At 67.0% G+C, this 10798-nt stretch carries 12 protein-coding genes and 1 pseudogene; 6 read left to right on the top strand and 7 right to left on the bottom strand.

Going from position 1 to position 10798, the window contains the following annotated elements:
* The 3 genes and pseudogenes from QZ609_RS19715 to QZ609_RS19725 form a co-directional block, all read left to right on the top strand.
* Positions 1 to 256 (top strand): annotated as a pseudogene (locus tag QZ609_RS19715) (50S ribosomal protein L25); the annotation flags it as partial.
* A gap of 173 nt (positions 257 to 429) precedes the next feature.
* A complete protein-coding gene (gene pth / locus QZ609_RS19720) occupies positions 430 to 1032 on the top strand; it encodes an aminoacyl-tRNA hydrolase (RefSeq protein ID WP_295498401.1) in 603 nt (200 codons plus the stop codon).
* A 23-nt stretch (positions 1033 to 1055) separates the two neighbouring features.
* The gene (locus tag QZ609_RS19725; protein WP_295498403.1) at positions 1056 to 1685 is read left to right on the top strand and encodes a DUF4124 domain-containing protein; all 630 of its coding nucleotides are present in this window, start codon (positions 1056 to 1058) and stop codon (positions 1683 to 1685) included.
* A 67-nt stretch (positions 1686 to 1752) separates the two neighbouring features.
* Here QZ609_RS19725 and QZ609_RS19730 read toward each other — a convergent pair whose 3' ends face one another.
* From QZ609_RS19730 to QZ609_RS19750, 5 genes are all read right to left on the bottom strand, one after another.
* Entirely contained in the window at positions 1753 to 2013 is a 261-nt protein-coding gene (locus tag QZ609_RS19730; protein WP_295498405.1) for a YfhL family 4Fe-4S dicluster ferredoxin, read from the bottom strand.
* Positions 2014 to 2064: 51 nt separating this feature from the next.
* Positions 2065 to 2568 carry a pantetheine-phosphate adenylyltransferase gene (gene coaD, locus QZ609_RS19735; RefSeq protein ID WP_295498408.1) on the bottom strand — a complete coding sequence of 168 codons (504 nt, stop codon included), beginning with the start codon at positions 2566 to 2568 and terminating at the stop codon, positions 2065 to 2067.
* A gap of 180 nt (positions 2569 to 2748) precedes the next feature.
* Positions 2749 to 3402: a 16S rRNA (guanine(966)-N(2))-methyltransferase RsmD gene (gene rsmD, locus QZ609_RS19740; RefSeq protein ID WP_295498411.1), complete on the bottom strand. Its 654-nt coding sequence runs from the start codon at positions 3400 to 3402 to the stop codon at positions 2749 to 2751.
* Positions 3403 to 3478: 76 nt separating this feature from the next.
* A complete protein-coding gene (locus QZ609_RS19745) occupies positions 3479 to 4822 on the bottom strand; it encodes a pitrilysin family protein (RefSeq protein WP_295498414.1) in 1344 nt (447 codons plus the stop codon).
* A complete protein-coding gene (locus QZ609_RS19750; protein ID WP_295498417.1) occupies positions 4822 to 6318 on the bottom strand; it encodes a pitrilysin family protein in 1497 nt (498 codons plus the stop codon). The genes QZ609_RS19745 and QZ609_RS19750 overlap by 1 nt, the downstream gene beginning before the upstream one ends.
* A gap of 60 nt (positions 6319 to 6378) precedes the next feature.
* Here QZ609_RS19750 and ftsY point away from each other — a divergent pair, with 60 nt between their 5' ends.
* On the top strand, positions 6379 to 7527 hold the full coding sequence (gene ftsY / locus QZ609_RS19755) for a signal recognition particle-docking protein FtsY (RefSeq protein WP_295498420.1): 1149 nt from the start codon (positions 6379 to 6381) through the stop codon (positions 7525 to 7527).
* Positions 7528 to 7607: 80 nt separating this feature from the next.
* On the opposite strand, the gene maiA is transcribed toward ftsY, so the two are convergent.
* Positions 7608 to 8258, bottom strand: a complete 651-nt coding sequence (gene maiA / locus QZ609_RS19760) for a maleylacetoacetate isomerase (protein WP_137911027.1) — start codon at positions 8256 to 8258, stop codon at positions 7608 to 7610.
* Positions 8259 to 8284: 26 nt separating this feature from the next.
* The gene (locus QZ609_RS19765) at positions 8285 to 8986 is read right to left on the bottom strand and encodes a fumarylacetoacetate hydrolase family protein (RefSeq protein WP_295498425.1); all 702 of its coding nucleotides are present in this window, start codon (positions 8984 to 8986) and stop codon (positions 8285 to 8287) included.
* 148 nt (positions 8987 to 9134) lie between these two features.
* Between QZ609_RS19765 and QZ609_RS19770 the strand changes: the two genes are divergently transcribed.
* Positions 9135 to 9773: an ANTAR domain-containing protein gene (locus QZ609_RS19770; RefSeq protein ID WP_295498428.1), complete on the top strand. Its 639-nt coding sequence runs from the start codon at positions 9135 to 9137 to the stop codon at positions 9771 to 9773.
* A 592-nt stretch (positions 9774 to 10365) separates the two neighbouring features.
* Positions 10366 to 10798: ABC transporter substrate-binding protein (locus QZ609_RS19775; RefSeq protein WP_295498431.1), on the top strand; the 433-nt coding region annotated here is incomplete at its 3' end.

Below are 10798 nucleotides of genomic sequence, written 5' to 3' on the forward strand. Positions count from 1 at the left end.
CCACATCCTGAACGACGTCGAAGTGTCGTGCCTGCCGGCCGACCTGCCGGAGTTCGTCGAAGTGGACCTGGGCACCCTGGAAATCGGCCAGACCCTGCACATCTCCGACCTGAAGCTGCCGAAGGGCGTGACCATCCTCACCCACGGTGGCGATGAGAACCCGGCCGTGGCCAACATCAGCGTGCCGGCTGGCGAGAAGTCCGCCGCTGCCGAAGAAGGCGCTGCTGCTGCAGGCGAAGACAAGCCGGCTGCCTAAGCTGCCGCGCATCTGCCGCACCTCGCGCCTTCGGGTGCGAGACGAAAAAGCCCGTCGAGCCAGTCTCGCCGGGCTTTTTTTCTGCCTGCAGCGCCCCGCTTCCCCCTGCCTGGAAGCGGCTATGCTTGTACGATCACGGGGCGCTTCCTGCACCTCACCCTGAACCGAATCGCATGATCAAACTCATCGTCGGGCTCGGCAATCCGGGCGCCGAATACGCAGCCACGCGGCACAACGCCGGCTTTTGGCTGGTCGACCAGCTCGCGCGCATGGGCAACGTGTCGCTGCGCAACGAGACGCGCTTCCACGGCTATGCCGCGCGCGCCAACCTGTGGGGCCACGAGGTGTGGCTGCTGCAGCCACAGACCTTCATGAACCGCTCCGGCCTGTCGACCGTGGCGCTGGCGCGCTTCTACAAGGTGATGCCCGACGAGATCCTGGTCGCGCACGACGAGCTGGACTTGCCGCCGGGCGCGGTCAAGCTCAAGCTCGGGGGCGGCTCGGGCGGCCATAACGGCCTGAAGGACATCGCCGCGCACCTGACCACGCAGCAATTCTGGCGCCTGCGCCTGGGCATCGGGCACCCGCGCAACCTGCTGCCGCCGGGCACCGCGCCGTCGGGCCAGCACGATGTGGCCAATTTCGTGCTCAAGGCGCCGCGCCGGGAAGAGCAGGAGCAGATCGATCGCGCCATCGATCGAAGCCTGGATGCGCTGCCGGACCTGATTGCCGGCAACGCCGAGAAGTCCATGATGCGCCTGCATACCGCAGGCTGAGTCAACACAGCGAGGACATCGCCATGACGCCGTTCGCCTCCCTCCCCTTACGCGCCGCCGCGCTGGCGGGTCTGGCGCTCGGCCTGTCAGCAGCCCTGCCCGCGCAGGCAGAGGTCTATCGCTGCAACGAGAATGGCCAGACCACCTACTCCGACCACCCCTGCGGCGCGCGCGCAAAGCCGGTACCGCTGGTCGACGACACGCCCAGCGCCGCCGACCAGAAGGCTGCCCGCGAACGCGCCAGCGCTGAAGCCGCCCAACTGCGCCAAGACCAGACCGCCCGCCGCAAGGTCCAAGCAGAAGACGACGCGCGCCAGGCCCGCATCGCCATCGCCGCGCAGGCCGCCGAGCAGGCCCGGCTTGAGCAGCAGCGCAGGACGGCCATCGCGCAAGACAGCATCCGCTATTGCCACCGCGTCTATGTCGGCCCGGTGCCCTATCCGTACCCGGTGCCCATGCCAGTGGTGAGCCCGACGCCCATGCCGCGGATCGTCTCGCCGCAGCAGGCCAACGGCGGCAAGCTGCTGGCGCCAAGCGTGCCACCCGCGCAGATCATGCCGCGCCCGCCGCATCCGCACCCGCCGCTGTATCGCATCGTCTGCGAACCCGGCTACGACTACGACGGCCCGGAAGATTTGCTGCCGATTCAGTGAGGTCGGTGCGGACGCACCAAAGAAAAGAGACGGTCCAGGCCGTCTCTTTTCTTTTTCCTGCGGGTGCTCAGGCTGCCCGCGAGGCAGCCGTCAGCTTGACGTACTTCTGCATCAACTGCTCGCGGGTCTCGGTGTGGGCCGGATCCTTGGGGATGCAGTCGACCGGACAGACCTGCTGGCATTGCGGCTCGTCAAAGTGGCCGACGCATTCGGTGCATTTGCCCGGATCGATCACGTAGATTTCCGGGCCCATCGAAATCGCGTCGTTCGGGCACTCCGGCTCGCATACGTCGCAATTGATGCACTCATCGGTGATTATGAGCGCCATGGTGCTGTTCCTTGAAATGACCGGCGGGAGGGCTCCCGCCAAAGTGTCATTTTAAGCCGTTTTGTCGGACTCTTCAGACTTGCCGGTCTTCTCTTTCAGCCATTTCTCGACCGACGGGAACACGAACTTGCTGACATCGCCGCCCAGGATGGCGATCTCGCGCACGAAGGTGCCGGAGATGAACTGGTACTGGTCCGACGGCGTGAGGAACATAGTCTCGACGTCCGGCAGCAGGTAGCGGTTCATGCCCGCCATCTGGAACTCGTACTCGAAGTCGGACACGGCGCGCAGGCCGCGCACGATCACCCGCGCGTTGTTCTTGCGCACGAAATCCTTCAGCAGCCCTGAGAAGCCCTCCACCCGCACGTTCGGGTAGTGGCCGAGCACTTCCCGCGCGATGTGGATGCGCTCTTCCAGCGCGAAGAACGGCCGCTTGTTCGGGCTCTGCGCCACCCCAACGACCAGCTCGTCGAAGATGTTGGATGCACGCCGCACGAGGTCTTCGTGGCCGCGTGTGAACGGATCGAATGTGCCGGGATAAACCGCGATCACCATGGTTCCTCCACCAAGGGGAAAAAAGCGTCCGGTTGCGCGGCGAGGGACTTGGCCGCGCCTGCTGCGGTCGGACACCGTTGTCGTGTGCGGCAGGTCCCGAGTCTGCCGCGCGCATCGCCGGCAGGAACAACCTGCCGAGGTGCCGCAAGCTGCCCACGCATGGGCAACGAGCGGCGTAGTTTAACCGTTTTTGCGCAGCAGCAAATGCGCATGTACCGCCCCGGCGCGCAAGTGCTTGTGCAGTCCCACGCCAGCCGGCAGCGGCACGCCGGCCTCGGGCGCCTCGCCCTCGCCCGGCACGGCTTCCACCAGCCGCTGCGGCGCTTCCACATAGATCAGCCCGCCTTCGGGCACCACCCGCAGCGCCGCTTCCAGCGCCCGCAGGGTCCAGTCCTGCGCGAACGGCGGGTCGATGAAGACGATATCAAAGGCACCGTCCGGCTGGCGCGCCAGCCAGGCGAAGGCATCGCTGGCGACGATATCGACCATGTCGGCGCGCAGCTTGTCGCGCACGGCGTGCAGCGCGCGCAGGGCCGGCGCGTGGTTTTCCACCAGGGTCACCTGCTCCGCGCCGCGCGAGGCCGCCTCGAAGCCGAGCGCGCCGGTGCCGGCAAAGAGGTCGGCGCAGCGCCAGCCGGAGAGGTCTGAGCCAATCCAGTTGAACACGGTCTCGCGGACACGATCGCCGGTCGGGCGCAGACCCTCAGCGTCGATCACCGGCAGCGGCGTGCGCTTGTACTGCCCGCCGATGATGCGCACCTGCTGCGGCGCGCGCGCATGCGACGTGGCGGTCTTGACCTTGGGCTGGGGACGGTTGGAAATGCGGGATGCCATGGGCGGGATTGTAAGTGCGCGCAAACAAAAACCGGCGGGAAATCCGCCGGTTTTTTGCAGTTGTGGGGCCCGTCGCCTAGTTGGTGGCCGGACCGCCCACCACGATGGTTGCCATGGTCTGCGGCTGCAGCACGCGCTGGAATGCCGTGCGCACCTGCTCGCGCGTGACGGCGGCGATACGCTGCGTCCACGTATCGAGGTAGTCGAGCGGCAGGTTGTACCAGGCGATGTTGGCGACGTTGTCCAGCAGCTTGCGGTTGCTGTCCAGGCGCAGCGGGAAACCGTTGACCAGGTTGTCCTTGGCCGCCTTCAGTTCCGTGTCGGTCGGGCCATCGGCGACGAAGCGGCCAAGCGTGTCGCGCACCACCGTCAACGCCTCGTTGGTCTGGTCCTTGCGCGTCTGCAGTTCCAGCTGGAACGGGCCCGGCTGCGCGGCGGGCGCGAAGCCGCTGCCGATGCTGTAGGTCAGGCCGCGCTTCTCGCGCACCTCGTTGGTCAGGCGCGAGCTGAAGCCACCGCCGCCCAGCACGTAGTTGCCGACCAGCAGCGGGAAGTAGTCCTTGTCGCCGCGGGCGATGGCCGGCTGGCCCATCACGATGGTCGCCTGCTGCGCCGGGTGCGGGATGCGCACGGTCTCCGCTTTCTCCAGCGGCTCCTTGACGGCCGGCAACGCGGGCGGCGTCGCGCCATCGGCCGGCAGGCCGCGCGTGATCTGCTCGGCGATGGCCTCGGCTTCCTGCCGGCTGATCGCGCCGATCAGCGTGACGACAGCGCGCTTGGCCGTGTAGTTGGCACGGTAGAAGCGGAGGATGTCGTCGCGGGAGATGCTCTGCACCGTCTCGGGCGTGGGCGACTGGCCGTACGGGTGCGTGCCGTAGATGGCCGTGCCGAAGGCGCGGTCGGCCAGCACCGCCGGCTTGGTCAGCGCTTCGCGGATGGACGCCACCAGGCGCTCCTTGTCGCGCGCGAGCACGGCGTCGGGCACCGTCGGCGCGGAGACGATCTGCGCCATCAGGTCCACCGCCGGGCCGCGCTCGGCCGGGTCGGACAGCGTGCGCAGGCGGATGCTGGTGCGGTCGCCGCCGGCGCCGCCGCCGAAGCTCGCGCCCACGTCGGCAAAGGCATCGGCAATCGCGGCTTCGTCGCGCGCGGGCGCCTTGCCGGCCGCGGCGACACCCTTGTCGAGCATGCCCGCCGTGAGCGAGGCCAAGCCGACCTTGGGCGCCGCCTCATAGCGCGAGCCGGCATCCACGTCGAGGTTGATGTCGAGCATCGGGATCGACGGGCTCGGCACGAAGAACACGCGCGCGCCGGTAGCGGCCGTCCAGTGTTCGATCGGCAGCGCGGCCAGCGCACCTTGCGCAGCCGCTGCAATGACGGCGGCCAGCGCCGTCTTCAGGGTCAGGGACATGGCGCGCATCAACGCAGCCCTCCTTCATCGCGCATGCCGGGGATGGGCTTGCGCGCCGGTTTGTTCGGATCGATCGGTTGCGGCAGCAGCGTCGCCACCACCAGGTTGTCGTCGGTGAAGTACGTCTTGGCGACGTGCTGGATCTGCGCGGGCGTCACCGCCTTGATCTTCTCCAGCATGCGGTCGAGCTCGCGCCAGGACAGGCCGGTCATCTCGGCCAAGCCGATCTCCATGCCTTGCCCGAACACTGAATCGCGCTTGTAGATCTGCCCGGCCACGACCTGCGCCTTGACGCGCTTGAGCTCGGCCTCGGTCACGCCCTCGCGGGCAATGCGGTCGACCTGCGCGCGCAGGGCCTGTTCGATCTCGGCGGTGGTGTGGCCGTCGGCGGGCGTGCCGTCGAGCAAGAAGATCGACGGGCCGCGGTTCATGCCGTCGTAGCCGGCGTTGACGTCATCGGCGAGGCGCTTGTCTCCCTTGACCAGCTGGTTCGGCAGGCGCGCGTTGTCATAGCCATCCAGCACGGCGGAGAGCACCTCCAGCGCGTACGGATCGACGTCCTTCTCTACATCCTTGATCGGCGGCGTCTTGTAGGCCAGCACCACGTACGGGTTCTCGGCCGGGGCCTTGACCCAGATGCGCTTGGTGCCGATCTGCTTGGGCTCGTCCTGCGCGTAACGACGCGGCAGGTCGTGCGGCTTGAGCTTGCCGTAGGTGCGCTGCGCCAGGCGGTAGACCTCGTCGGCCTTCACGTCGCCGGTGACGATCACGGTGACGTTGTTGGGCGTGTACCAGGCGTGGTACCAGTTCTGCGCGTCCTGCACCGTCATCGTATCGAGATCGCCCGGCCAGCCGATGGTCGGGTTGCGGTACGGCGCGGCGTTGAACAGCGTGGCGAGCATCTGCTCGTAGACGGTGGAGCGCGCGGAGTCGTCGATGCGCATGCGGCGCTCTTCCTTCACCACGTTCATCTCCGGCTTGAACTCCTTGTCGGTCAGCTGGAGGTTCGCCATGCGGTCGGCTTCGAGCGCCATCACGTCAGCCAGGTGCGATTTCTCGATCTGCTGGAAATACATCGTGAAGTCGCGCGTGGTCATGGCGTTCTCGCGCCCGCCCAGGGCGGCGACACGGCGCGAGAACTCGCCGGGGCCGACCGCCTTGGTGCCCTTGAACATCATGTGCTCGAGCATGTGGGCGACACCCGTGGTGCCGTTGTGCTCATCGATGCTGCCAGCGCGGTACCAAACCATGTGGGCGGCCGTGGGCGCGCGGTGGTCTTCCTTGACGATCAGACGCAGGCCGTTGGCGAGCTTGTATTCGTGCGTATCGGCCTGGCTGGCACCGACCTGGGTGCCGGCAACGACCGCTGCCGGATGCGCCGATGAGCCGGCCTTCTCCTGCGCTGCAACATGGCCGGCCAGCAGGCCTGCCGCCAGGGCAATACCGGCCATGCGCCAGAGGCTGGGCCGGGGACGGTTCGAAACGTTTCGCAAGGAAGAGCGCATAGGGGGCCGTCTGATAAGATTCGACGCTTGATTCTAATGGCGAATTGACCCGCCCTCACGATGTTTAGTTTCTGGAAAAAACGTAAGGCAGAGCCGCAGCCTGCCGTCGAACCGACGGCAGCCGTCGCGCCCGCCGCTGCACCGGCAGCCGCTCAGGTGCCCGCGCCGGCGCCCGCCCCGGCCGCTGTCCCCGTACCCGTCGCTGCGCCCGCACCCGTTGCGGTGCCCGACCTGCCGGCCACGTCCGCCGTGCTCGACATGCAGGCCGACGACGTCGAAACCGTGCCGACGCCGCCCGTGGTCGAGGAGGCCCGCAAGGGCTGGATGTCGCGCCTGCGCTCGGGTCTGTCGAAGACGAGCAAGAACCTGACCACGCTGTTCGTCGGCGTGAAGGTGGACGAGGCGCTGTTTGAAGAGCTGGAGACCGCGCTGCTGATGGCCGATGCCGGTGTCGACGCGACCGAGTATCTGCTGGGCGAGCTGCGCCGCCGCATCAAGGCCGAGCGCATCGAAACCGCCGAGGGTGTAAAGACGGCCCTGCGCGACCTGCTGATCGAGCTGCTGCACCCGCTGGAAAAGACCATGGTGCTCGGCCGCGAGCAGCCGATGGTGATCATGATTGCGGGCGTGAACGGCGCCGGCAAGACCACCAGCATCGGCAAGCTATGCAAGCACTTCCAGACCTATGGCCAATCGGTGCTGCTGGCCGCCGGCGACACCTTCCGCGCCGCCGCGCGCGAGCAGTTGGTGGTCTGGGGCCAGCGCAACAACGTGACGGTGGTGGCGCAGGAATCGGGCGACCCGGCTGCCGTCATCTATGACGCGGTCAACGCGGCGCGCGCGCGCGGCATCGACATCGTCATGGCCGACACCGCCGGCCGCCTGCCGACGCAGCTGCACCTGATGGAAGAGCTGAAGAAGGTGCGCCGCGTGACGGCCAAGGCGATGGCCACGGCGCCGCACGAAACGCTGCTGGTGATCGACGGCAACACGGGGCAGAACGCCCTCGCGCAAGTCAAAGCCTTTGACGAAGCGCTGGGCCTCACGGGCCTGATCGTCACCAAGCTGGACGGCACCGCCAAGGGCGGCATCCTGGCCGCCATCGCGCGGCAGCGGCCGGTGCCGGTGTACTTCATCGGCGTGGGCGAGCAGGTGGAGGATTTGCAGCCGTTTTCTGCGCGCGAATTTGCGGATGCGTTGTTGGGTTGACCACCCTCGCGCGCAACGCTCCAACGTAGAAACGCCCTGACTTGATCAGGGCGTTTTGTTTTGCGCAGTACCGCTACAAATTACGCGGAAACCGCATCCGGCTGCGCCGCAGGCGCAGCCCGCTGAAACGCCTCCTGCGCCATACAGTGCGCAAAGATGCGCGCAAGCGTCGGGTAATCTTCCACCGCCACATCGAACCGCTTGCCGTTGAACACCTGCGGCACGAGGCACACGTCGGCCAGCGTTGGCGTGTCGCCAACACAGTAGGCGCCGGTCAGCGGCGACTGTGACAGCCGCGTTTCCAGCGCCGCAAACCCCAGCTTCACCCAGTGGCGATACCACTCGTTGCGCGCTTCTTCTTCCACGTTGAACGAGTGCTTCAGATACTTCAGCACGCGCGGGTTGTTGAGCGGATGGATCTCGCATGCGATCGCCAGCGCAATCGCGCGGATATGCGCGCGATTACTCGCCGAACCCGGCAGCAGCGTGGGCTCGGGATGCGTCTCTTCCAGATACTCGACGATGGCCAAAGACTGGTTCAGCACGTCGTTGCCATCGCACAGCACGGGCACCAGCGCATCGGGGTTCAGCTTGACGAAGTCGGGGGCCAGTTGCTCGCCCTTGAGCAGGTGGACCGGCGCGTAGTCGTACGGCAGGCCCTTGACCTCCAGGGCAATACGCACGCGGAATGACGCCGAACTGCGGAAATAGTTGTACAGCTTGATCGACATGGCTTCTGACTCTTCTAGCGGGTCTATCAAATCACCTTCACGTGCAGCTCTCCCACGCCGTCGATCTTGCCGACCATCAGGTCGCCGACGACGACCGGGCCGACGCCTTCGGGCGTGCCGGTGTAGATCAGATCGCCCGGGCGCAGCTCGAACAGGCGCGACAGATACGCAATGGTTTCCGGCACCGACCAGATCAGGTCCGACAGATCACCGCGCTGGTGTTCGCGGCCGTTGACCGACAGCGTCACGGCGCCCTTGTCCGGGTGGGCCACATCCTTGGCCGGCACGATCGGGCCGATGGGGGCCGAGCCGTCGAAGGCCTTGCCGGTCTCCCACGGGCGGCCGCCCTTCTTGGCAGCGTTCTGCAGGTCGCGGCGCGTCATGTCCAGGCCGATGGCGTAGCCGTAGATGTGCTTGGCCGCCGCATCGACGGCGATGTCGCGCCCGCCCGTGCCGATGGCAACGACGAGTTCGATCTCGTAGTGGCACTCCTTGGTTTCGGTCGGGTAGACGAACTGGCCGGTCTCGCCGTCGGCGATGTAGCGCACGGCATCGGCCGGCTTGCAGAAGAAGAACGGCGGTTCGCGGTCGGGGTCGGAACCCATCTCACGGGCATGGGCGGCGTAATTGCGGCCGACGCAGTACACGCGGCGCACCGGAAACTGGCCTTGCCCGCCTCGGACGGGAATGCCATTGACGGCGGGCGGGGTGACGACGAAATCGGTCATGCGGGTCTCCTCTAAATACGCTTAGATAGAACAGGTGGGGACACTGCGGCCACCGCCCCCCGGCGACCGACGAGCTTGCGAGGATACACCCGCACCGCCCCGGCGCGGTTCTTGCATGAGTGCCGTGCACAACGCCCCACTTTGCACCATGCACGTGAAGCCGCCCGCCCCTTCTGCCCCATCCGCGCCGTCCGCCTCGGCAGCGCCCATGCGCGTGCTGCTGGTGCGCGATCCGCTCGATGCCGAGCAGGTCAACCTGGAGCTGATCCGCGCCGGGCTGGCCGAGGCCGGCTTCATCGACATGGGCCTGGCCGACGCCGACCTGACCCTGCCCGAGCGCATCGCGCAAACCCAGCCCGACATGGTGATCGTCGCCTCCGAATCGGCCGCGCGGGACACCATCGAGCACGTCTGCGTGGCCACCCAGCACGCGCCGCGCCCCATCGTGCTGTTCACCGACAACGACGACGCCACCCGCATCAAATCGGCCTTCGCGGCCGGCATCACCGCCTACATCGTCGACGGCATCAAGCCCACGCGCGTGAAGGCGGTGCTGGATGTTGCCTACGCACGCTTCGAGCACGAACGCGCCCTGCGCGCCGAACTCGACACCGCCAAGACCCAGTTGGCCGAGCGCAAGGTGCTGGAGCGCGCCAAGGGCCTGCTGATGAAGCAGATGAACCTGTCGGAAGACGACGCCTTCAAGCGCCTGCGCAAGATGGCGATGGACCGCAACATCAAGCTGGTGGAAGCGGCCCAGCGGGTGATCGACGTGATGGCGGGCTGAGCCGCCGGAGCGTCGCCCAGTTTTGGTGCGGCGCACAAGTCCGGCGCCATCAACGCACCAGTCGCGCGCGGCGGTTGGCGCCCGACGCGCCAGCCTCGGCCCCTCGAACGCCGGGTTCTGAACGCCGAAAGTCGAGTCCTGAACCTCGCACGCCGAGCCCCGAACGCCGAGCGCCGAGTTCTGAACTTCGCGCGCCGAGTTCTGAACTCCAAACGCCGAGTTCTGAACCTCACGCGCCGAGTTCTGAACGCCAAGCGCCGAGTTCTGAACCTCGCGTGCCGAGTTCTGAACTCCAAACGCCGAGTTCAAAACCCCGCGCACCGAGTCCAAAACACCAAGCGCCGAGTTCCGCACCTCGCTCGCCGAGTTCCGAACGGCAGACGCCGAGTTCAAGACCTCGCTCGCCCAGACCTGAGCGCCGTGCGTCGGCCCCGAGAACGCCATGCTGGCACACCCCTTGCGAGAACTGCTGCGAGCCGATGCCAACGTGGGTATCGGCACGGGACAACGGCGTCCCGATGCATGGCACGGCGACCCTCCCTGGCGGATGGGCGGTGCCGCGCATCGGGGCGCCATTTCTTTGGAGCCACGGATGGCCGCGCCGGACAAGACCGACACCCCGATCAACCCCAAGCGTCGCCGTGTCGTGAAGACCATGGCGAGCGTCGCCGGAGGGACTGCAATGGCATTGATCGATCCGCTGGTACGCGCCGGCGCCTGGGCGGCCGGTTCGGACGCGCCTGAGAAGACCGAGCTGAAGGTCGGCTTCATCCCGCTCACCGACTGCGCCTCGGTGGTGATGGCCTCGACGCTGGGCATCGACAAGAAGTACGGCATCAAGATCACACCGTCCAAGGAAGCCTCGTGGGCCGGCGTGCGCGACAAGCTCGTCTCGGGCGACCTGGATGCGGCGCACGTGCTGTACGGCCTGATCTACGGCGTGCAGCTCGGCATCGGCGGCCCGAAGAAGGACATGGCCGTGCTGATGACGCTCAACAACAACGGCCAGGCGATCACGCTGTCGT

Source organism: uncultured Ralstonia sp. (assembly GCA_913056305.1).
In the GTDB taxonomy this organism is placed as follows: Bacteria; Pseudomonadota; Gammaproteobacteria; order Burkholderiales; family Burkholderiaceae; genus Ralstonia.